Origin of the sequence: Streptomyces sp. NPDC002698 (genome assembly GCF_042888945.1) — a bacterium.
GTDB lineage: Bacteria > Actinomycetota > Actinomycetes > Streptomycetales > Streptomycetaceae > Streptomyces.
In genome coordinates this window covers 18,570-39,742 of record NZ_JBIAQM010000042.1, presented here as the reverse complement: position 1 = coordinate 39,742, position 21,173 = coordinate 18,570, and the positions used below count along the sequence as shown (strand labels likewise).

Here is a 21,173-nt window from a genome sequence, read left to right as displayed (position 1 = left end):
GACAAAACGCCCTGGTGAAAGAGCTCTGTGCCGACCCTGCCGTAGTGCTCGATGTGATCGATGTGATCGATGTGATCGAACATAATCTGGTGGTCTTTGGCCGCGCAGGTTTGTCGCTCCACGACCTGCGCGCGGGGCAGGGGGCCGGTACCAGGGAAGCACCGACCGGACGAAGGAGCCCTGTGCCGACTTCGCCGATGCCATGGCCTACTCTTCGCTCACTGGCCACACGCACCCCACAGTTCCCACACATGTCCGGGCGTGTCGGCACCATCATTCGTTCCGGGGGTTCGAACCAGCCGTGCGTATGCGCACCCTCACGGCCGCCACCACACTGGCGGTCCTCTTCAGCTCTGCGGTCCTCACCGCCACGCCCGCGACCGCGGACACCACCGCGAGCCTGCCGGTGAAGCAGCCCGTCGACATCGTGGTGGACGGCGTCCACCAGCGGGTCTTCGTCAGCGACCCGAGCAACAGCAAGATCGTCGTCACCGACTACGCCGGGAAGGTGGTCCGTCAGCTGACGAACCTGCCGGCCGTCGTGGGCCTGGAACTGTCCGCCGACTCCGGCACGCTCTACGCGGCCGTGCGGGACGCCGACGCGATCGTCGCGTTCGACACCGCGACCGGCATCGAGACCGCCCGCTACACGGTGGGCGACAGCCCGGTGAGCGTCGCCCTGGCGGGCGGCAAGCTGTGGTTCAGCTATGGCGAGGCCCCTGACGGCAACATCGGCTCGGTCGACATCTCCGTCGAGCAGCCCGTGGTCACCCTCGAGCAGGAGGGCTCCGTCTGGTACAACCCCCCGATGCTGGATGCCGCACCCGGCTCCAGCACCCTGATCGCGGCCGCGATCGGTGGGAGCCCGGTGTCCATGGCCTCCTACGACGTCTCCTCGGGCACGCTCACCCGCACCGTCTACGACAGCGGGAGCGGCGGCAACCTCGGAGACTTCCAGGTCACCCCGGACGGCCGGCACGTCATCGTGGCCAGCGGTGCGCCCTACTACCACCAGGTGCTCAGGACGTCCGACCTCACCGAGGACGGCTCCTACGCCAGCGGCGACGCCGGCCCGAACGCGGTCGCCATCACCCCGAACGGCACGGTCGCGGCAGGCGTCCACGCGTCGTACCGGCCCGACATCTACATCTACAAGCCGGGCAGCACCAAATCCGTCCGCGAGTACGACTTCCCGGACACCGACTCCAGCGACACCGGCGACACCGGCGGCGACGAACTGGCCGCCTCGGGCCTGGCCTGGGCACCGGACGGCTCCCGGATGTTCGCAGTGACGTACAACTCCTTGGGCGTGTACTCCCTGCGGGTCCTGGAGGCGCCCACCACGCCGACCACCTCGATCACCGTGGACGCCCCGGCCACAGCGACCCGCGCCAAGCAGCTCACCGTCAAGGGCAAGGTCTCTTCCAGGGTCGCGCTGCCCGCCGGCATCAAGCTGACGGCGACCCGCACCGACCTGGAGTCGCCGAGCGGCAAGACGCTGACCCCGGTGACCGTCAAGGCGGACGGCACCTACTCCTTCACAGACACCCCGCCCGCGGGTGGAAAGGTCACGTACACGCTGAAGTACGCCGGCGACACCGGCCACACCGCCGGCACCGGCTCCGACACCGTCGAGGTATCGCGCGCCACGACGACCCTGAGCCTGAACAACAACGGCAAGGTCTACTCGTACGGCGCCGACGCGACGTTCACCGCGCACCTCGGCACGACGTACAAGAACCGCAAGGTGGAGATCTGGGCCGACCCGTTCGGCTCGGACAAGCCGAACACGCTGGTGAAGTCCGGCACGGTCAACTCCAGCGGGAACCTGTCCGTCGTGCTGGACCTGAAGCGGGACACCAAGGTCACGGCGAAGTTCGCGGGCGACGCCCGCTACGCGCCGAAGACGGTGACCAGCACGGTCGGCGCCCAGGTCAAGGTGTCGACGTCGGTGAGCGGGCACTACAAGACGTCATACACGTGGGGCCACACCTACTACTACGTCAAGAAGACCAAGAACCCGCTGTTCACCAACACGATGACGGCCTACCCGGGCCGCAAGCAGCGCCTCCAGTTCGAGATCTACTACAACGGCACCTGGTACGGCAACGGTTCGAAGTACTTCACTCTGAGCTCCGCGGGTGTGTCCAAGGTGGAGCTGACCGGCGAGCACGAGACGGGCTGGCGCACGCGCGTCCGCTCCTCGTACGTCAACTCCTCGTCGGGCGACACCGTGAACTCGACGACGCACGGCGCGTGGAAGTACTTCACCTTCACGAACTGAGCGGCATCCAGCGAGAACTGCAGCAAATGCACCGTGTTCTTCACGGACATCTCTCTTGCAGAAAAGGCACTCCCGGAAGGGGGCAAGAAGTAGTGAAACGAACGGTCGGACTGGGGGTCCTCGCGGTCATATCCGCCGTGGCGGTGACCGCGTCAGCGTGCAGCAGTCCCAGGCCGTGCGCCGGGGTCGGCGTCACCTCACAGGTCGGCGTGATGTTCCTCCAGCAGGGCTACACCGATCTCGCCGGCGCCTCCTACGAGTTGTGCGCGGGGGGTAAATGCGTCAAGGACAAGCTCGAACAGGAGGACATCACCCAGGTGAGCTTGCGTCTTCCCGACGACGTCGGCCCCGACCTCGGCACGGTCCGCTTTCGAGTGACTCCGAAGGGAGGCGGTCGTCCCGAGATCGACGCTTCCTCCGAGGTAAAGCTCACCCACCAGTCCGACGGCTGCGGTGGCGGCGCCTACAGCGAGGGCCTCGCCTTCACCAAGGAAGGCGGGCTGACCACGAAGATCCCTCCGAGCGTGACCGCGGCCTGGCGCGATCACCTCAGGTCACTGGCCTCGCCCTCCGAATCCGCCTGACATGCTCTCCCCTGATGTCAGCCGATCCGGTCCGCGGCCGGCGGTGGGCCGACCAGCGCCGAACCCTTGAGGTCATCGCGTGGAAGTACCGCACCTGTTCGCCCTGGCGAGACCTGCCGGGCCGGCTCGGACCGTTCCAAACAGCTCACAAACGACTGATCAGGTGGGCCGTGGACGGAACCTTGGAACGGAACCCGGGAACGGATCCTTGCCGCAGTCCTGGCAGCGGCCGACGATGACGACGACATCGGCTGGACCGTGTCGGTGGACTCAACCGCCTGCCGGGCTCACCAGCGGGGTGACGTCCTCGATATCCGAGTCGCCGTCCGCGGCGTGCGCCGGGCCAGCTCCTGAACCGGGCTCGCGCCGCGCTATCACGGCGGGGCGCCAATGCGGAAACGGCAGCCGCGACCGCCGGCCTCGCAAGCAGGCTGTCGACCGTGGTCTTGGTGTTGGGACAGTTGGCGTAAGGTAGAGGAATCCGACGCGGGGTGGAGCAGCTCGGTAGCTCGCTGGGCTCATAACCCAGAGGTCGCAGGTTCAAATCCTGTCCCCGCTACTGAAACCTGAGGGGCCGGCACAATGTGCCGGCCCCTCAGGCGTGTCCGGCCCCGGAGCGCGCGGCGTTGGATCATGTACGCCGGGCGGCCCGAACTGCGCCGTCGGCCCGAAGCGTCGCACGCAGGACAGCGCCGACCGGCATTCATACGCGCGAGCCGACACATCACCCTTGCGGTGGTGCAGGCCCGGCTCCAAACACCACCTGATCGTCGACCGCCACGGCACACCGCTTGCTGTCACGCTCACCGGTGGGAACCGGCATGACGCCACCCAGTTGCTGCCGCTGCTGGACGCCGTCCCAGCGATTCGGGGCCTGCGAGGACGCCCCCGCCGCAAGCCCCGGCGTCTGTATGCCGACCGGGGCTACGACTTCGGCAAGTACCGCCGTCTGCTGTGGAAGCGCGGCATCAAGCCGATGATCGCCCGACGCGGGGTCGCCCACGGCTCCGGGCCGGGCAAGGTGCGCCGGGTCGTCGAGCGCGCCTTCGCCTGGCTGCACCAGTCCAAGCGGCTCCGCATCCGCTACGCACGACGCGCTGACCTGAAGCCGCAGCTGTGACCTGGGGCGACCAGAACGGTTGAGACACCTGGGTGGATGGAAATCTCAGTTGATCTGAACCCTGGCGCATGAATACTGGCTGTCGTCTCAGTTGATCTGGTCCGCTCCCGGCGTTTCGGATTCGTCCAGTGGAAGGGCCTGCGTGAATGACCATGCACGATGACCAAGTGGGCGTGACCACCGACATCGTTGCGACCTTGATCCAAGAACAGTTCTCCCAGTGGAGCGGCAAGGCGATCCGACTCCTGTCGTCGACCGGGACGGTCCACGCCATCTTCCGCATCGGGAACGACCTCTCAGCGCGTTTCCCACTGCGTCTGGCCGATGCTGCCGAGGCGCTGGCGGTTCTGGAACAGGAGGCCCAGGCGAGCGCGGAGCTGGCACAGGTGTCTCGGTTCCCCGCCCCGGAACCCGTCGCCTTGGGAAAGCCTGGAGCGGGTTACCCCATGCCGTGGTCGGTCCAGACATGGCTGCCGGGAACGGTCGCCTTTGATGCCGACCCGAGTGGGTCGGACGCCTTTGCCGAGGACCTTGCGGCCTTCATCGCATCCCTGCGGGACGCCGAGACGCGGGGGCGGCTTTTCAGCGGCGAAAATCGTGGCGGCGTTCTCGCTCACCACGACGACTGGATGGCGAAGTGCTTCGAGGAGAGCAAGGGGCTGCTCGACGTGCCCCGGCTGCGCCAGGTGTGGAGCCACTTTCGGAAGTTGCCGCGCACGGGTGCCGACGTGATGAGCCATGGTGACTTGATTCCCGGCAATGTGCTGGTCGCGGGAGACCGGCTCAGCGGCGTACTCGACACCGGCGGCTTCGGCCCGGCCGACCCCGCGCTGGATCTGGTCGGTGCCTGGCACCTGTTGGAGTCAGGCCCGCGGAAGGTGCTGCGGCGGACACTGGCCTGTGACGATCTGGAGTGGGAGCGCGGCAAGGCATGGGCGTTTGAACAGGCGATGGGTGTTGTCTGGTATTACGCCGAGAGTAATCCGACGATGAGCGGAATGGGGCGCCGGACACTCGACCGCATTCTGGAGTCGGTGGAGTGATGCCGCCTGAGCAGGACCTTGTCAGGTTGGAGAGACGCTTGACGGTCGGTTTCGCATTGAAGATGGCAGTTTCTTGGTCGGAAGCCGCAGTAATGGACGTGCTCAGGAAGAGGGCGCCGCTGACGATCCTGAAGCTCACCGCGGGCGGTCGACCAAACGATCTCGAACTCATCGGCCGACAACGACTGCGGGTCGTGCCCTTCCCACTCGGAGACGGGTGGTTCCGCGGTCAGACCGTAGACGCTCTCGTATTCAGCCGGCCGACCGTCTCTTTGGGCTTCTTGCCACTCGGCCGGCGAGGCAGCGGTCAGAGCCTTGCTTCCGGGCTCCTGCAACTCGACTTGCCGGATCACACAGCCGTCGGCGTCCAGCTCGAAGTAGAACCAGACGTCCTCCTCGTCCCAGAAGCAGCGAACCCAGGCCGTCACGGGTTCACCGTGTCGAAGGGCTCGTCGTGCCAGCGCCAGCCGGCGGTGCCGTCGTCGTGGATGTGCAGCATGAACTCGGCGACCGGGCCGCCGTCGGGAAACGTCAGGGTGAGCGCACTGCGGATCTGGGTGTAACAGGCATCGGCCCGCTCCCAGTCCTCCTCGTCGACAACTCGCTCTTGCTCACTGAAGAGGGGACGGAACTCTTCAAAACCAGGAAGTGTCTCGACTTTTGCGTGCGTCCAGGGCATATCGGCTCCGGCCACGGTCAGCCGGGCAATCTCCTGGTCGCCGTGGTGGAGCCGCCAGATACTGCCGATGGTCAGGTTCGGGTTGGTCATGTCTCCCATGATGACGATCGGCACTGACAGGCAGGAAATGAGATCACCGCCCCTTCTCGATCGTGGCGATGACCATCTCATGCAGCGGAAGCTGATGAGGTGCGATGTTGGGTTGCTGTGCCGCTTCGGCCGGCAGTTGGGGATGGTCTCGCCAGTACGGCGAGACCAACAGGCCGGCGAGAACAACAGGCCGGCGAGAACAACGACTTCGGGGTAGGCGACCAGTTCGCCCCGGGCGCCGAAGGGGGCCTTGCCGTAGCTCCCACCAACTGGCCGATATGGAATTCCAGTTCGACTTAATGATCCCTTTTGGCACCTCTCGCACCATGATGTGATCGGCACATGAAGAAGATCACGGCGTTAGCGGCCACTGCCCTGACCACCGCGACTCTGCTGTCCGGCCCCACCCCCTCCGCGCAGGCTCGGCCCGGCCCCGTCGTACCGCACCCCTGGGACAAGCGGGTGCACTGCAACGCGACCGACCCCGACGGCCGTCACATCGTCACCCGATTCGGCACGTCCGGCTTCGGCTGGAACCACTTCACCAACCGCCACAACATCCACAAGTGCTCTACGCTGGCCGCAGCCATCCACGGCAACGTCGACCGCAACGACCACCACGGCCGCCTGGAGTATGACGGTGTCGCCTTTGAAACCGGCGTCCCACGGCCACGGCAGGTCAAGTTCACCGTCATCGTCCAGTACACCCGAAAGACAAAAGACGGGCTGTACGACGCCGGCAGGGGACAGAAGATCGGCGTCATCAACGCTTTCTGCCACAACCAACGAAACAACAAGTGCCCCGCATGGATGCATCCGTGATCGACCCTGAAGACCGCGAGCAGCAGGCGGACGTCACCCGCCGCCTGCTGTACTTCCTGAACGCTCCGGTGGCCGACTACTGCCGCCTGCGCGGCGTCCTGCCCATACCCGGCGCCGTACGCATCGCCATCCGTGCCGGGGACGACGAGAACGCCCGGGACTTCCTCTACGAGATTCCCAACGACACGGTGACCCCCTACTACGTTCCCGGCCTGCTGCGTACGGTCCTGACCGGACCTCAGCTCTACAGCAGCAGCGATGTGGACGAGGTCATGGGGATGACACTCATTCGCCTCCACCCGGAGGACATCACGCCGGACCCAGAGCCCGAACAGGGCCGGGCGCTCACCGCCGTGCAGGCGCTGTCAGGCCCCGGCGACGACGAAGACCCCTTCCTCATCGGCTTCCTGATGCACGGCGACGGGCTGCTTCGCCTGTACGTACAGCGCACCGACCGGCCCGGCATCATCGGCGCCGACATCCGCCTCACCGAGACGCCCGCCACCGCGCTCATCGCGTCCCTGCCCTCCCTCGTCGAGGAAGAGCAGTACCGGCAGCCGGCGCCGGACGACCCGCACTGCGATCTCCTCGTCGATCTGACCGACTGGTAGGGCGTACCCCCGTGCCGGCTGCCGTTGCCTGCGGCGACCAGATCGGTTGAGACGCCGCGTCGCCGGAGACCCCGGTCGGTCTGGTCCCTGTCGGGCAGATGCCTGACGCTGTCTAGGTCGATCCGGTCCTTCTCCGCCGTTTCGTGGACCTGGCGGAGCCTCGTCGATTCACGGCGGGTTCGTGATCACCAGGGGACGACGCCGTCGTCCTCGAAGAACGAACCGGTCGGGCCGCCGTCGGGCAGGGTGGCGAGCCGGATCGCTGTGGCCGCGCCCTGTTCAGGGGTGCGGGGGCCGTGGAAACCTGTGAAGTCGGTCGCGACCAGGCCCGGGCAGGCGGCGTTGATCAGGATGTTCGTACCGGCGAACTGCCGGGCGTATTGCACGGTGAGGGCGTTGAGGAACGACTTCGACGGTGCGTAGGCCGCCATGATCGGGCCGATCTCGGTGTCGGGGTCCGCCTGCCGGGCCAGGGAGCCGACGCTGCTGGAGACGTTGACGATGCGTGGCGAGGCCGAGCGCCGCAGCAGTGGCAGCATCGCGTTGGTCACCCGGACGACACCCATGACGTTGGTGTCCACGACCGCGCGGAGCACCTCCAGGTCGAGCGCGGTCGGGTCCTGCACCCACCCCGGGTCCATCTCGCCCGAGATGCCGGCATTGTTGACCAGGGCGTCCAGGCGCCCGGCCAGCCGTTCGATCAGTTCCGCGGCATCGGTGACGCTCTGGTCGTCGGTCACGTCCAGCGGTACCCCGAACGCGTCCACGCCGACGGCGCTCAGTTTCCCGACGGCGGTTTCGCGTCGGGTGGCGTCGCGGGCTCCCACGCCCACGCGGTACCCGAGGCTGCCCAGCCCGGCCGCGATCTCGTACCCGATGCCCTTGTTCGCGCCGGTCACCAGCGCGATCATCGTTTCGCTCATGCTGACGATGTTGACTCGCGGACGAGTGGCGCGGCCAACACCGATACGGTGTCCTGTCATACCTGCCAGGTATCACCGCGTATGCTGCGGCCGTGGACACCCTGGAGACCCGCGAGCTGAGGTACTTCGTGGCGGTCGCCGAGGAACTGCACTTCGGGCGCGCCGCCGAGCGCCTCGGCATGGCCCAGCCGCCACTGTCGCGGGCGATCCAGCAGCTCGAACGGCGCCTCGGGGTCTGCCTGCTGCAGCGCAACCGCCGTGGCGTCCGTCTGACCGGTGCCGGAGAGGTGCTGTTGCACGAGGGCCGGGCGGCCCTCGACGCGACCGCTGCCGCCGCTCGCCGCACCCGGCGCGCCGGCGGTGCCGACAGCCCTGGCGGCCCCCGCGGTCGGCTGGTCCTCGCGGTGAAGGCCGCCGCGTCCCACGAACTGCTGCGGAAACTTCTCGACGCCTACGCGGCCGAGCCCGACAGCGCCGAGATCGAGGTGCTGCCGTGCGGCATCTGCGAGCAGGAAGAGCTGCTGCGCGACGGACGCGCCGATGCCGCGCTCATGCACACGCCGTGGAACTCCCTCGCCGGGTTCGACAGCGAGGCACTGACGACCGAGGGGCAGGTTGCCGTCCTGCCTGCCGGGCACCCCCTCGCCGCCCGCGAGACCTTGTCCCTGGCCGATGTCAGGGACGTCCCCGATCTGCCGCTCGCCCGCTGGCCCACCCACGGCACCTACGCACCCGGCCCGGGCCCCGAGATCCACAACCAGACGCAACTGGCCCAGTTGATCGCCCTCGGACGCACCGTGGCGGTCGTCCCCGACTCCGCCCGCTCCTGGCTGTGGGCCGAGCACACGGCCGTCCCCCTGACCGACGCGCCTCCCGTCGTGACCCACATCGTCTGGCCCGCCCACAGCCGCTCCCTCGCCCTGGCCGGCCTGGTCCGCACGGCCGCACGGCTATGACCAGCTCCTGCCCCCATCGGTCAGCACCCGGGACAGCTCAGATGCCACCAGGGCCGGCGAGACCGAAGAAGCAGACCCGCGGGACCAGATCATCCGGGACGGCGAGCGAATCGGACCAGATCATTTGAGGCAGGGACCGGATCGCCTGAGACGGGACACCAGGAGACTGAGCCTGCGTCGGCCCAGAAACCTGCCGTCTGTCTCAACGAACCAAGTCGTTGTGTCTCACCCGACCCAGTCCACGCAGGTCAGCGATGCGGAGACGACTAACTTCGTCGAGACAGGACATCGGGTCTTTGCATGGACCTGCGGCCCGCGGCGACCAGGTCGTTCGAGACGTCTGGTTGACGCGAGTCTCAGTCGATCTGGTCGCCGGACGACGGAGGACAGTCGGTGTCTCGGCCGTTCTGGTCCGATTCCGCTGATGCGAAGGGGGAGCGGTTCTGGGTATGCGGCCAGGGCTGGTGGTGCCCGGAAGTCCTACCGGTGCCAGGCCGGTGGGCGTTTCTCGGCGAATGCGTGGACGCCTTCGGTGGCGGCGGGGGTGGTGAAGACGGGGGTGCTGAGGGGGTCCTGGACGGTGTAGGCGGTGTGGTCGTCGAGGCCGCGGGTGTCCTGGACGATCCGCTTCGTGACGAGGACGGCGTCGCGGGAGTGGGCCTGGACACGGTCGGCCAGGGCGAGGGCCGCGTGAACGGCTTCGCCTTCGCCGGTGAGCTGGTTGACGAGTCCGTACCGGGCCGCGTCAGGGGCGGGCAGCGGAGCCGCGGTCAGGAGCATCTCCATGGCCACGTGGTAGGGGAGTCGGCCGGGGAGACGGATGGCTCCGCCTTCGGCGGCGACGAGTCCGCGGGTGACTTCGGGCAGGGCGAAGAACGCGGTGTCGGCGGCGGTGATGAGGTCACAGGCGAGGGCGAGTTCGAAGCCGCCGGCCACGGCCGCGCCCTCGACGGCCGCGATGAGCGGCTTGCGGAGCCGAGCACGGGTAACGCCGGCGAGCCCACGGTCGGCGACGACCGGGACGCCGTCGGTGGGGAAGGCCTTGAGATCCATGCCCGAGCAGAAGTGACCGCCCGCACCGGTGAGGATGCCGACGGCCAGGGACGAGTCGGTCTCCAGTCGGGTCAGGGCCGTGTCCATGGCGTCGGCCAGGGACTGGTCGATGGCGTTGCGGACGTGGGGCCTGTTGAGGGTGATGAGCAGGACGCCGGGGCGTGGCTCGGTCACCGTCACGGGGTCTTGGCTGTCCATCTGGTGTGCTCCTGGTCGGGGGACGGTTTGGCGGGACGGGCGGGAGCGGTCAGTTGCGTACGACGGGCAGTGCGGCCAGTCCGCGCATCACCCGGGCCGGCCGCCAGGGGAGCTCGTCGGCCGGCTTGGCCAGACCTACGGGGCCCAGGCGTTCGAGCAGCAGCGGGAAGGCGACGGCGCCTTCGAGGCGGGCCAGAGCGGCGCCGATACAGAAGTGGGGGCCGTAGCCGAAGGCGAGATGGTCATTGGGAGTTCGGCCCACATCGAGCCGGTCCGCGTCCGGGAAGCGGGCCTCGTCCCGGTTGGCGGAACCGATCAGGAGGCTGACGATGTCCCCCTCGCCGATCAACTGCCCGTGGAGATTGATGGGTTCTGCCGCGCACCGGAACGTCGCGTCGCGCACCGGGGAGTCGTAGCGCAGCAGTTCTTCGACGGCGGTGGTGACCAGGCCGGGGCCGGCTCCCGGTCCGGTGAGCCGGGCGGCCTGGCCGGGGTTGCGGAGCAGGGCGAGCATGCCGTTGCCGATGAGGTTCATGGTGGTGTCGTGGCCCACCAGCAGCAGGAGGTAGGCGGTGGAGCGCAGTTCCTCCTCGCTCATCGCCCCGCTGTCGTCACTGGCCTGCACGAGAGCGCCCAGCAGATCCACTCCGCTGCGCTCGCCGCCCGCGCGTTTGTCGGCGATCAGGCTGTCCAGCAGGGCGTGCAGATCGCGTTCCACCCGGGCCGGACCCCGGCCCGGAGCGGGGTCGATGGTGGCCATCAGGGTGTCTCGGGTCGCGGCGTTGTCCAGTTCTTCCGGGACGCCGAGGATCGCGCAGATCATCCGGAAGGTCAGCGGTGCCGCGAAGGCCGCGATGACATCCACATGGGTGTGCTGCTCGATCCGGTCCAGCAGTCGGTTCGCGGTGTCCGCGATGAAGGGTTCCAGGCTCGCGATGCGGCGGGGTACGAACGCCGCGTTGACCAGGGTCCGCAGCCGGGTGTGGTCCGGGGGATCGGCGTGGACCAGGTGCCGGTTCAGCCCGGCCGGCCCCGGAACGTAGCCGGGCACCCGGCTCGGATCCTTGCTCAGGCGCCCGTCGGCCAGCAGTGCGCGGACATCGGCGTAACGGGAGATCTGCCACACGGTGGGCCGTCCGTCCCTGCGGTCCGGGTGGGCGGGCGCATGCCGGCGCAGCCACGCGAAGCAGGGATACGGGTCCTGTACCCGAACGGCCAGCAGGTCAGGGGGCGGGGACGGTACTACGGGAGCGCACACGGGAGCTCCGGGATCGAAAACCGGCACGGACATCGCACCAACGACCAGGACCGGCCGGAAGATACGGAACCCGTCATTCCATTCTGCTAGGACAGGCAGGAGCGGCCCCGACGGACTACATCGTCCGAGCCGAAGAGCGACTCGATCCAGATCATTGGAGACCGGGGCCGGACAGCGCGAGACGGGACACTGACCCTTGACCGGCTCGCCCAGGCGGCTGTCCTGTCTCAGTGAAGTTAGTCGTTCGGGTGCGCCTGATCTGTGTGGACTGGATTGGGTGAGACACGTGGACTCGGTTCGATGAGACGAAACGAGCCCGAGTGCTGTCCCACGGATGGAGTTCGAGCGAGCAGCCGCTTGCTCATGGCTGGTCATCAGGGGGTACCCCTTCCGCGCTAGGCTCCGTTCAGACCGAGCGGGGGCGATGATGGAACGGTGGCCTGAGGGTCCCGGCGCTGATCCGGAAACGGCGCGGGAGCGGTACGACTCCGACATGCGGTCGGTGCGCAAGGCACTGCGAGAGGTGATCAGGGCAGATCTGCCTGCCGCGCACTTCGGTCTGGGGATCGTCATCGTTGCGAGCGTGATCGTGGGCTTGCTCGTGGACCCCGTCGCTGGGGCTCTTGTAGCCGGCGCCTTCACTGCTCTGTTCCTCGTTGCTCTGGTGGTCATGTTTCTGCGCGGCATTCGAGGTCTGGACGCGAGGCGACGGGCCTATCTCTTCGCCTTTGGTTGGGCGAACTGGGTGTAGGCCCGGTAGGGGCTTGCACGGCCCTGCTTGATCCACCCCAGCCGGCACAGCCATCCAGCACCACCAGCGCCCTCAGTCGCGCGATCAGGTTCGCTGAGACAGAAGCCCGAACGGCTCGATTCGTCGAGAAAACGACTCGGTTGAGTGAGACGGGACATCCGGACCCGGATTCTCACCCAGCAATGAGTGCTGCGACTCACGCTCGCCTCATGCGACGAGCCTGGCGGCAAAGGCCGCTATCGGGGTGTCCACCCTCAGCAGCAGCTCAGGGTTGGAAGTTCCCGCCACGCGGACAGAAACCTCATCACCACCTGCTGTCTGCTGATGAGCGGGCGGTGGTGGTCACCACGTTGGAACAGGTGCCGAAGAGTGCCACGCACTGGTCGTGAACATCGATGGCCGAGCACAGTGGTCTGTCGAAGTCGACCGTGGGCCGGATCTGGCGGCAGTTCCGGCTCAAGCCGCATCTGACGGACACCTTCAAGCTGTCGACGGATCTCCGGCGCAGGACACTAGGCGCAGGACACTGGAGGCAGACTCGCAGTGGGCGGGGATTCAGGCCTCTTTCTGCTCGACTTCCAGTGCTGAGCCGACGGAAAGCGCAGTGGTGGCGGGGAAGACGTCAGGGCACTGGGCCCTCGATCGTCCTCGCCGGGACACCCCTGCGCGTGCGGGGAGCAGCGGGGCAGTATCGTCCCGGTGACTGCCGGCACCGCACCCCTGACGACGGTCCTTCACTCACCGAAGCGGGAGTCCATGCCGGGCACCGCTTCTGTCCAAGGCAGGGACGGCAGTCCGTCCGGGTCCAGTCCATGCGGGAAGTACCGCAAAAGCGCCGTGTGTGTCTGTCCGTCGAGCTCCAGTGTGAGGGGACTCAGGCGACCGGTGTCTGCGGCCCGTCGTGCCAAGGCTTCGGCGCCCGTTCGGTCCCCCGTCTCCTCCCGCGCCACCGCCAGCGAAATCATGGCCGTGTACTGGCCTTTGTCTGTCGCCCTCTGAGCCAGGATCTCGGCCTCTTCGCGGTCGCCGGCCCGTTCCAGCAGGACGGCCAGACGGATGAGCGCTGCGGGATGGCCGGTGTCCGCCGCCTGCTGGACCAGTGTCTGCGCCGCCTCACGGTCACCTTCGTCTTCCCGCCAGTCCGCCAGTCGCAGCAGCGCCTCCGGGTCGCCCCTGTCGGCTGCTCGCTGCATCAGAGTCCCGGCTCCTGTGCGATCGCCTGCTTCTTCCCGCAGGCTGGCCAGTCGCAACAGTGCGCCCGGATCGCCGATATCGACAGCTCGCTGAGCAAGGAGATCCGCAGCAGGCTGATCACCGGCACGCTCCCGCAGGCGGGCCAGCCGGAACAGCACCCCGTGGTCCCCCGCGTCGGCTGCTCTCCGGGCCAAGGTCTCCGTCCCCTGTCGATCGCCTGCCTCCCATCGCAGGACGGCGAGACGAAAGAGCCCCCTGGTGTCCTTGGCGTCGGCTGCACGCTGGGCCAGGTCCTCGGCCTCCTCGAAGTCACCGGCCGCTTCGCGCAGGCCGGCAAGCCGGCCCAACGCCCACGTGTTGTCCGCGTCGGCCGCCCGTTGCATCAGCGCCTCGGCCTCCTCATGGTCACCCTCCGCTGCTCGCAGTCCGGCAAGCCGGATGAGCGCGCCGGTGTCTCCCCGGTCGGCCGCGCGCCGGCACATCGCTTGGGCGTCCTCACGATCGCCCGTGTCCATCCGCAGGTCTGCGAGTCGGATCAGAACACTCGTATCACCGGCGTCCGCGGCCCTGTGGGCCAGGGACATGGCCCCCTCCGGGTCTCCGCCCTGATGGCGCAGTACGGCGAGGTGGCCCATCGCCTTGGCGTCACCGGCCTCATATGCCCGCTGGGCCAGTGCCTCGGCTCCCGTACGGTCCCCCGCTGTGTCCCGTCGCAGCGCCAGCTCCCTCAGCACACTGCTGTCGCCGTTGTCTGCCGCGCTCTGAGCGACAGCCTCGGCGCCCTCACGATCGCCTGTCCGCTCCCGCAGATCAGCCAGCCGGAACAACGCCCCGCTCTGGTCGGCGTCCGCCAGTTTCTGCCACTGAAGCTCCGCCCCCTTCAGGTCCCCGAGCTCTTCCAGTCCTTCGGCGAACCAGCGCAGAACGCCGGTGTCACCGGCTTCGGCCGCTCGCTGAGCGAGGTCTCCCGCGCCCTGGACGTCGCCCGCTTTCCAGCGCATCTCTGCCAGATCCTGCAGCGCCTCGACGCTGCCTCGACACACGGCCTGACGATAGAGACGGTGCGCCCACTGAAGGCGCTGCCGGCGTTCCGCCGCAAGGCCGAGAAAGTGAAGGTCACCCGGATCGGTCAGGTGGGTGTAAGCGGCGAACCAGAAGGAGGCGGGTGGACATGACGCGTGGCGCACGGTCCGGCCGTGCTCCTCGAGGAAGTCCGCCAAGCGGTACACGGGGCCGGCCCCCGCGGTCGTACCGGAACCACCGCCCGCGGGGGGCTGGGCCGCCAGGCGGCGGGCCGGACGGTGCCGCACACGCCGTAGGGGGGTCTGCTTGCCGTGGACGGGGCGGGCCAGGTTGGCGAACGACTCCTCGACCCAGTTCTCGTCCAGAGCGTCGTAGTCGGTCTCCGTCACGTAGTCATCGACCGCGTCGATCAAGAACGCCTGCGGCAGGTGCAGGCGGACACCCAGACGGCGGGCGTCCATGGCCGCCTCCAGCAGCGCCCGTGCCGCTGGAGTGGCGTGCTCGTAGCGGCGCAGCAGCTCCGGGGCTCCGGCCAGGTCCTGGGCGACCCGTCCCTCCGCCGTGGTGCGGGTGAGCGTGTCGGCCAGCAGCCGGTCTCCCTGCTCGGCCAGGCCGCGTGCCGCCTGCAGAGCTTCGGCGTCGAAGGTGTCCGGAACCAGAACCGTGCGCACCGCCAGCAGCTCGCGTGTCCCGCTGTGCCGGTCGGGGCTACCAGGTGTGGGCAGGGCTGTGTAGAGGTCTGCGTACTCCGGCCACAGCGTCCCCAGGATCAGGACCGGTCCCCGTTCCTGATCGTTGAGGAGGGTACGGACGGCAGACGCGACCTGCTCCCCCAACCGCGGGTCGCCCAGGTAGTGCTGAGCTTCGTTCAGCCACACCACCGTCCGCGGACCCACCGTGTGCAGCTCTTCCAGAGCCGCGTCGGCACGGCTCGGATCATAGGGGTGCCAAAGCCGCCAGCCCTCCCCGGCCAACGGCTGCACCGCCTCCCAGCACGCCCTGGTCTTGCCCGTCGAAGAAGACCCGACCAGCACGACCATCCGGCTGCGGCCCTCCACCGCATCATGCACCGCAGCAGCGAGCAGTCCGTCGTGCGGGCGACGCACATAACCAGGCAGCAGTCTCCTGCCCCGCACACCATCCGCGCCCAATGCCGGCTGGACGCCGGCAGGATGGACCTCCAGCTCATGTGGATCCCACTCGGTCAACGGCTGTCCGGGCCCACAGGCATCCTCCGCTGCCGCCTCTGCGCGCCGGCCGGCCTGCCGCTGAAGATCCAGCAGTTCCTGGACGGGCAGTTTCAGGGCCGCACCCAGCCCGGCCACCGTCCTGGCCGACGGAACAGGAGCACCGTCCTCCAACGCCGCAAACACCGTGGTACGGGCGATGTCGACCCGTGCGACCAACTGCGCCTTGTCCAGACGCGCTTCGGCCAGACCATCCTGCAAGCGGCGCCTCAATTCCGCCAACACCTCATCCGGGCCCATGTGTCCGTGCACCCCGCAGTCCCCCAACACCTCAGTGTCCGCAATCGTTCATCATCGTCCGATCCGAACCCCGACGTACTCCACAACCGGCACAACGGTCGTGTCAACACCCCGCTCGCCCATGGGAGCCCGCCATGACCGTCACCCTCGTCCTTCTCACCACCTCCCTTGTGATCACCCTGGCGCTGCCGGCCGCGATGGCGACCGGGCACCCGTTTGGCGGGATCGTGTCCGCTCGTGGCGGCGGGGACCCCGGCGGCCACCTGGACACTCCGGGTGTCCAGGACCACCAGGGTCGGGTCCTCTAAACGCCGGGCGCGTTCGCGGACCTGGCAGCGCAGGAGTTCATGGATGACCTGGTCGGTTCGTCGTCGCGCCAGGCGGCGAAGCAGTAGTAGGTCGCGCTCTTCTGCGGCAGGTCGTGCGGGAGGTGAGCCCGCTGGCAGCCGGTCCGCCCCTGGTAGAGGATCGCGTTCACGATCTCCCGCATGCCGTAGGCGCCCTGGTGGCCGCTGACCGAGCGGTGCCGGTCCTTCCACGCGGCGATCACCGGCTCGACCAACGACCACTGCTCGTCCGACAAGTCACTCGGATACGGCTTGCGTTCACTCACCCGGTCACATCACCAGATAGCCAACCGCGGATCGGTAGATCCCGCGCGGCCTCACATCCGGGATCTCAGCACGTCGACCTCACAGCCCGGCGCGAACGGGTCGAAGCCGTGCTCGGTCAACCAGCGGACCACCAGCAGGCTGCGCAACGACCACCACGCGTGGATCACGTCGAGGTCGACGTCGGTGCCATAGCCGGCGACGACGTCGTCGAGGCGCTCCTCGTGTCCGAGCGTGAAGGTCGCGAGGTCGTACAGGGCGTCACCCTGGCCCGCCTCGGACCAGTCGATGATGCCGGTGACCTCGTCGCCGTCGACGAAGACGTGCGCGATCTGCAGGTCGCCGTGCGTGAACGCCGGAGTCCACGGCCGGAGCGCGGCCTCGGCGACCTGGCGGTTGCGGGTGACCAGGTCGGCCGGCAGGACACCGTTCGTCACGAGCGACTCGCACTCGTCGTCGAGTTCCGCCGCCAGCGCGACGACGCTCCGGCCGGCCCGGCCCGGCAGGGGCGGCAGCGGCGCGTCGTGCAGCTTCCGGAAGGCGGCGCCCGCCGCGGCCCACGCCGCCGGCGACCCGGTCGACGGCCCGCCGAGGCGCCCGAGCGTCGCCCCCGGGAGCGCGGCGATCGCGAGCACGGGCGGCTTGCGCCACAGGACCTCCGGGGTCGGGACCGGCGCGAGGGCCATCGCCTCGACCTCGGCGTCGACGCGCGCCTGATCGGCGTCCACCTTCAGGAACACGTCGCCGACGCGCAGGGTCGCGCGCTCGGAATGGGCGACGACGACTTCGACCTCATCCATGGGCGACCAGTATCCCGGGGCTGATCGCCGACGTCACCGGGTTTGTCGCGTGCGATCACGCTCGTGATCGTCGGGGGACAGGGCCGGGACGGAGCGATGTCCACCGCGTTCGCCGAACGGCCCGGTACTGACGTGCCAGCACGCCCAGCAGCGCCGGTACGGAAGGGCGCGCGCCGCCGTCGGCGAGTTCGCCGGCCTTCCGGCCGACCGCGGCCAACCGGAGTTCCTGCACCCGCAGCAGGGCGGTGACGAAGGGGCGCGTCCCCGGTGGCACCAGGCTCACCAGTTGTCCGCTTGCGGACAGACGTGGGCGAGCCAATTCGATCTGTTCTTGGACCAGTCGGCCCAGTCGCGCGCGGACGGCGTCCGTGGGGCTCCGCAGGGCCGCGACGGACAGACCGTGCCGTTCCAGGTCCTCGCCCGGGATGCCGACCTGCCCCTCTGCCGCGTCCTCGGCGAGGTCCTCGAGGAAGTCGATGCGCTGCATCGCCTCGATGAGGTCACGGCAGCGCCGCACGAACACCTCGTCGTCCGTGGCGTCCCCACGCTCCAGAAGACAGACCAGGAGCATGAAGGCGGGCAGCGCGTATCCGTCGACGTAGGACTGCAGTTCGTCCTCGGTGCCGAAGCCCGTGTACTCGACCTCGTGCCGTGCCCCGCGCAGGAAGGCTTCGACGGGCTGCCGCAGCTCAGGGTGTCGCGTGGCCGCGTCCCCGAGTGCCCTGAGCGTCGCATCGGTGGTGGTCGCGCCGTCGAGTACCGCACGTGTGGCGGACGCCCACGACTCCAGCGCCGTACCGCGCGCTTCGCGTGTGCCCGTATCGATGCGCTCGTCCGTCTCGTGCATGAAGGCGACCGCGGCGATGACCGGTGGGTGCAGGCGTGCCGGAAGCAGGAGGCGGACGGTCAGGTACTCCGCGGCTCTGAATCGCCTGACGAACGTACGCTGTCGACCGTACGCGATCCGTAGGTCCGGCTCGGTGATGCCGGTCTCGCGCAGTGTTCGGGCCCACGTGGGCATGTCGTATTCCCTACTCGGTCTCTGACTTCCGGGCCGGAAGTGTCTTGATGAAGATGACGAGTTCGCCCGCGGAGGACGTGGACGACCGTTCGTCAGTCGGTCGACGGGGGCGAACTCCGTTGCAGTCGGGCTGCCTTGGTGGTGAGGTAGCGCTGCTCGGGGATGCTGGTGGTGAGGGCGGCGGCCAGGCGGTAGTGGCGCAGGGCCGGTTTCGGTTCTCCCGCCATCTCCAGCAGGTGGGCCCGCACCGCGTGCGTCCGGTGATGGCCGGCGAGGGGGCCCCGGTCGTCGGCGTCGAGGCGGTCGAGCAGCGCCAGGGCGGCGGCCGGACCGTCGACCATCGCGAGGGCGACCGCGCGGTTGAGGGTGACCAACGGGCTGCCCGTCACGTGTTCGAGCAGCTCGTACAGGCCGTGGATCTGCGGCCAGTCGGTGTCCTCGGCGCGAACGGCGGCGCCGTGCACGGCCGCGACGGCGGCCTGCAACCGGTACGCGCCGGGCCGCCCGCCCTTCGCGAACGTGCCGATGACCAGCGCGGAACCCTCCTGGATCAGACGGCGGTTCCAGAGCGTGCGGTCCTGCTCGGCCAAGGGGACCAGCTCGCCGTGCGAGCCGGTGCGCGCCGGGCGGCGGGCGTCGGTCAGCAGCATCAGGGCCAGCAGCCCGGCCACTTCCCCCTCGTCCGGCAGGATCCGGTGCACCTGCCGGGCCAGCCGGACGGCCTCACCGGACAGGTCGGCACGGTGCAGGACCGAGCCGCCCGAGGCGGTGTAACCCTCGTTGAACAGCAGGTACAACACGTGCAGTACGGAGTCGAGCCGCGCGGGCCAGTCCGGCGCACCCGGGACGGGCACCCCGAACGGCACCGAGGACGCCTTCAGGCGCTGCTTGGCCCGGCTGATGCGCTGCGCCATCGTCGCCTCGGGGACCAGGTAGGCGGCCGCGATCTGGGAGGTCGTCAGTCCGCCGACGGCCCGCAGGGTCAGGGCGATCGCCGAGGCGGGCGTGAGCGCGGGATGACAGCTCATGAACAGCACCGCGAGAGTGTCGTCGTCGGCCGGGCCCGCGGCGGGGGCCGGCTCCCTCGCGACACGTTCCTCGCGCCGCCGTCGTGCCGTCTCGCCGCGCATCCGGTCGGTGTAGCGGCGCGTGGCGGTCCGCAGCAGCCAGCCGCGCGGGTTCTCCGGCACCCCGTGGGCGGGCCAGTGCCGCGCCGCGGCGATCAGGGCCTCCTGGACGGCGTCCTCGCACGCGTCGAAGTCCCCCAGGCGTTGCGCGAGCGTGCCGAGGACCTGCGGCACCAGCTCGCGCAGCAGGTCCTCGGCGATCGGGCCGTCCGTCACAGGTCGAACGCGATGTCGTTCATGACCTGGCGCACCTCGACCGGCTGCCGCGTCGGAACCCCGCCGGGTCCGGGCACCGCCGAAATCCTGGCGGCTATCTCCAGCGCCCGAGCCTCGGACTCCACGTCGACGACGTTGAACCCGGCCAGAACCTCCTTGGACTCCGGGAACGGCCCGTCGGTCACCACCGGCGCCGAAGCTCCGTCAGAGCGCACGATCCTGGCGAGACGCGGGTCGGCGAGCCCGGTGAACTGCACCATCTCACCGCTCGCGACCAGTTCCTTGGTCAACGCCTCGTAGTAGTCGAAGTGCGCCGTGACATCGTCCGGGGCCCACTCGTCCATGGGCTGCTCGAACTCCCCACCGTCGTGGTCGACCATCAACAGGAACCTCGGCACGTGAACTCCTCGATCTTCGGCCCGCCCAGTCTGGCGCACTCCCCCATGAACGGAGCCGCCCACGGGTTCTCTACATCGCCGGCGAAGAAATTCCCGGGAATCCACAGCAGGGGAGGCAGGAGTCGAACCTGCGACGTCCGGATTTGGAAGCCGGCGCTCTGGCCTCTGAGCTACACCCCTTCGACACGTGCAAGCCTGCACGACCCGCCCGGTTCGTCTCCACGGGTTTTCCGTCTCCCCGAATCCGGTGGGGACCAGGGGGACCGCGCGTCGTCCCGTACAATTTGGGTCCGAACGATCAACGGAGCGTGCCTGTGCCCGGCCACCGGTCCATCACCGAAGCGGAGAAGCTGGCAGCCGCGAAGCTGGGCGGTATCCCGATACACCGCGAGCAGATGGCGGTGGTCGCCAACATCTACCGTGCCGCCTCGGCGGTCCGGCAGCACCTGGAGAACTCGGTGCTGCGCGACGCGGATCTGACCTGGACGTCCTTCGTCGTGCTCTGGGTGGTCTGGGTCTGGGGCGAGTCGGAGACCCGGCACGTCGCCGAGGAAGCCGGGATCTCCAAGGGCACGCTCACCGGTGTCTCACGGACCCTGGAGGGACGGGGGCTGATGACACGGGCCGGTCATCCCTCCGACGGCCGGCTGAAGCTGCTCAGTCTCACCGACGAGGGCGAGGCGCTGATGCAGCACCTGTTCCCGCGGTTCAACGAGGAGGAGGCGTTCGTCGCCTCACGGCTCAGTGACGAGGACTGCCACACCGTCGCCGAAGGACTGCGGCAGGTCGTGCGCCAGGTCGAGGAGGAGGGCGAGGAACGCCGCCTCACCCTCCTCGACGGCGCCGAACCGGCCCGCCGCCGCAGCGGCCGCCGGGCGAAGGGCTGAGGGTCACCCCCGAAGCCCCACGGCCCCGTAACCCCAC

At 68.8% G+C, this 21,173-nt stretch carries 17 protein-coding genes, 2 tRNA genes and 3 pseudogenes; 11 read left to right on the top strand and 11 right to left on the bottom strand.

Annotated features, from left to right (window positions below; all coding sequences use genetic code 11):
- Positions 1 to 307 precede the first annotated feature (307 nt).
- The 6 genes and pseudogenes from ACFYW9_RS35795 (at position 308) to ACFYW9_RS35770 (ending at position 5,031) form a co-directional block, all read left to right on the top strand.
- Positions 308 to 2,284: an Ig-like domain repeat protein gene (locus ACFYW9_RS35795; RefSeq protein WP_389159311.1), complete on the top strand. Its 1,977-nt coding sequence runs from the start codon at positions 308 to 310 to the stop codon at positions 2,282 to 2,284.
- 92 nt (positions 2,285 to 2,376) lie between these two features.
- A complete protein-coding gene (locus ACFYW9_RS35790) occupies positions 2,377 to 2,868 on the top strand; it encodes a hypothetical protein (RefSeq protein ID WP_389159301.1) in 492 nt (163 codons plus the stop codon).
- A 14-nt stretch (positions 2,869 to 2,882) separates the two neighbouring features.
- Positions 2,883 to 3,162: pseudogene (locus tag ACFYW9_RS35785) on the top strand (transposase); the annotation flags it as partial.
- A 191-nt stretch (positions 3,163 to 3,353) separates the two neighbouring features.
- Positions 3,354 to 3,427, top strand: a tRNA-Met gene (locus tag ACFYW9_RS35780).
- A 177-nt stretch (positions 3,428 to 3,604) separates the two neighbouring features.
- A pseudogene (locus tag ACFYW9_RS35775) lies at positions 3,605 to 3,988 on the top strand (transposase); the annotation flags it as partial.
- A gap of 146 nt (positions 3,989 to 4,134) precedes the next feature.
- A complete protein-coding gene (locus ACFYW9_RS35770) occupies positions 4,135 to 5,031 on the top strand; it encodes an aminoglycoside phosphotransferase family protein (protein ID WP_389159300.1) in 897 nt (298 codons plus the stop codon).
- A gap of 424 nt (positions 5,032 to 5,455) precedes the next feature.
- Here ACFYW9_RS35770 and ACFYW9_RS35765 read toward each other — a convergent pair whose 3' ends face one another.
- Entirely contained in the window at positions 5,456 to 5,800 is a 345-nt protein-coding gene (locus ACFYW9_RS35765; protein WP_389159299.1) for a hypothetical protein, read from the bottom strand.
- Positions 5,801 to 6,142: 342 nt separating this feature from the next.
- Here ACFYW9_RS35765 and ACFYW9_RS35760 point away from each other — a divergent pair, with 342 nt between their 5' ends.
- Entirely contained in the window at positions 6,143 to 6,622 is a 480-nt protein-coding gene (locus ACFYW9_RS35760; protein WP_389159298.1) for a hypothetical protein, read from the top strand.
- The gene (locus tag ACFYW9_RS35755) at positions 6,619 to 7,233 is read left to right on the top strand and encodes a hypothetical protein (RefSeq protein ID WP_389159297.1); all 615 of its coding nucleotides are present in this window, start codon (positions 6,619 to 6,621) and stop codon (positions 7,231 to 7,233) included. Before ACFYW9_RS35760 ends, ACFYW9_RS35755 begins: the two co-directional genes overlap by 4 nt.
- Positions 7,234 to 7,418: 185 nt before the next feature.
- Here ACFYW9_RS35755 and ACFYW9_RS35750 read toward each other — a convergent pair whose 3' ends face one another.
- Positions 7,419 to 8,156 (bottom strand): SDR family oxidoreductase, encoded by a 738-nt coding sequence (locus ACFYW9_RS35750; RefSeq protein WP_351874678.1) that lies wholly within the window; start codon positions 8,154 to 8,156, stop codon positions 7,419 to 7,421.
- Between the two features lie 92 nt (positions 8,157 to 8,248).
- On the opposite strand from ACFYW9_RS35750, the gene ACFYW9_RS35745 reads away from it, so the two are divergent.
- A complete protein-coding gene (locus ACFYW9_RS35745) occupies positions 8,249 to 9,112 on the top strand; it encodes a LysR family transcriptional regulator (RefSeq protein ID WP_389159296.1) in 864 nt (287 codons plus the stop codon).
- A 480-nt stretch (positions 9,113 to 9,592) separates the two neighbouring features.
- Here ACFYW9_RS35745 and ACFYW9_RS35740 read toward each other — a convergent pair whose 3' ends face one another.
- Both ACFYW9_RS35740 and ACFYW9_RS35735 read right to left on the bottom strand, forming a co-directional pair.
- Positions 9,593 to 10,363, bottom strand: a complete 771-nt coding sequence (locus ACFYW9_RS35740; RefSeq protein WP_389159295.1) for a crotonase/enoyl-CoA hydratase family protein — start codon at positions 10,361 to 10,363, stop codon at positions 9,593 to 9,595.
- A 49-nt stretch (positions 10,364 to 10,412) separates the two neighbouring features.
- Entirely contained in the window at positions 10,413 to 11,489 is a 1,077-nt protein-coding gene (locus ACFYW9_RS35735) for a cytochrome P450 (RefSeq protein ID WP_389159294.1), read from the bottom strand.
- Positions 11,490 to 12,123: 634 nt separating this feature from the next.
- Between ACFYW9_RS35735 and ACFYW9_RS35730 the strand changes: the two genes are divergently transcribed.
- Positions 12,124 to 12,372, top strand: a complete 249-nt coding sequence (locus tag ACFYW9_RS35730) for a hypothetical protein (RefSeq protein WP_389159293.1) — start codon at positions 12,124 to 12,126, stop codon at positions 12,370 to 12,372.
- Positions 12,373 to 13,106: 734 nt separating this feature from the next.
- On the opposite strand, the gene ACFYW9_RS35725 is transcribed toward ACFYW9_RS35730, so the two are convergent.
- The 7 genes and pseudogenes from ACFYW9_RS35725 to ACFYW9_RS35695 all read right to left on the bottom strand — a co-directional run bounded on the left by ACFYW9_RS35725 (position 13,107) and on the right by ACFYW9_RS35695 (position 20,429).
- Positions 13,107 to 16,076, bottom strand: coding sequence for a hypothetical protein (locus tag ACFYW9_RS35725; protein ID WP_389159292.1), 2,970 nt, complete (start codon positions 16,074 to 16,076; stop codon positions 13,107 to 13,109).
- Between the two features lie 191 nt (positions 16,077 to 16,267).
- A pseudogene (locus ACFYW9_RS35720) lies at positions 16,268 to 16,689 on the bottom strand (transposase); the annotation flags it as partial.
- 51 nt (positions 16,690 to 16,740) lie between these two features.
- A complete protein-coding gene (locus tag ACFYW9_RS35715; protein ID WP_351874660.1) occupies positions 16,741 to 17,487 on the bottom strand; it encodes a phosphotransferase in 747 nt (248 codons plus the stop codon).
- 55 nt (positions 17,488 to 17,542) lie between these two features.
- A complete protein-coding gene (locus ACFYW9_RS35710; RefSeq protein WP_389159291.1) occupies positions 17,543 to 18,508 on the bottom strand; it encodes a phytoene/squalene synthase family protein in 966 nt (321 codons plus the stop codon).
- 92 nt (positions 18,509 to 18,600) lie between these two features.
- Positions 18,601 to 19,851: an RNA polymerase sigma factor gene (locus ACFYW9_RS35705; RefSeq protein ID WP_389159290.1), complete on the bottom strand. Its 1,251-nt coding sequence runs from the start codon at positions 19,849 to 19,851 to the stop codon at positions 18,601 to 18,603.
- Positions 19,848 to 20,249, bottom strand: a complete 402-nt coding sequence (locus ACFYW9_RS35700) for a YciI family protein (protein WP_389159289.1) — start codon at positions 20,247 to 20,249, stop codon at positions 19,848 to 19,850. Before ACFYW9_RS35700 ends, ACFYW9_RS35705 begins: the two co-directional genes overlap by 4 nt.
- Before the next feature lie 107 nt (positions 20,250 to 20,356).
- Positions 20,357 to 20,429, bottom strand: a tRNA-Trp gene (locus ACFYW9_RS35695).
- Positions 20,430 to 20,563: 134 nt separating this feature from the next.
- Here ACFYW9_RS35695 and ACFYW9_RS35690 point away from each other — a divergent pair.
- Positions 20,564 to 21,136, top strand: coding sequence for a MarR family transcriptional regulator (locus ACFYW9_RS35690; protein ID WP_351874648.1), 573 nt, complete (start codon positions 20,564 to 20,566; stop codon positions 21,134 to 21,136).
- Positions 21,137 to 21,173: the final 37 nt, after the last annotated feature.

What these genes read in the sequence shown, in the direction of transcription:
- ACFYW9_RS35765 (WP_389159299.1), bottom strand. Translation starts at nt 5,800, where the DNA reads ATGACCAACCCGAACCTGACCATCGGCAGTATCTGGCGGCTCCACCAC.
- ACFYW9_RS35770 (WP_389159300.1), top strand. Translation starts at nt 4,135, where the DNA reads ATGACCATGCACGATGACCAAGTGGGCGTGACCACCGACATCGTTGCG.
- ACFYW9_RS35710 (WP_389159291.1), bottom strand. Translation starts at nt 18,508, where the DNA reads ATGCCCACGTGGGCCCGAACACTGCGCGAGACCGGCATCACCGAGCCG.
- ACFYW9_RS35725 (WP_389159292.1), bottom strand. Translation starts at nt 16,076, where the DNA reads ATGGGCCCGGATGAGGTGTTGGCGGAATTGAGGCGCCGCTTGCAGGAT.
- ACFYW9_RS35760 (WP_389159298.1), top strand. Translation starts at nt 6,143, where the DNA reads ATGAAGAAGATCACGGCGTTAGCGGCCACTGCCCTGACCACCGCGACT.
- ACFYW9_RS35715 (WP_351874660.1), bottom strand. Translation starts at nt 17,487, where the DNA reads ATGGATGAGGTCGAAGTCGTCGTCGCCCATTCCGAGCGCGCGACCCTG.
- ACFYW9_RS35740 (WP_389159295.1), bottom strand. Translation starts at nt 10,363, where the DNA reads ATGGACAGCCAAGACCCCGTGACGGTGACCGAGCCACGCCCCGGCGTC.
- ACFYW9_RS35750 (WP_351874678.1), bottom strand. Translation starts at nt 8,156, where the DNA reads ATGAGCGAAACGATGATCGCGCTGGTGACCGGCGCGAACAAGGGCATC.
- ACFYW9_RS35795 (WP_389159311.1), top strand. Translation starts at nt 308, where the DNA reads ATGCGCACCCTCACGGCCGCCACCACACTGGCGGTCCTCTTCAGCTCT.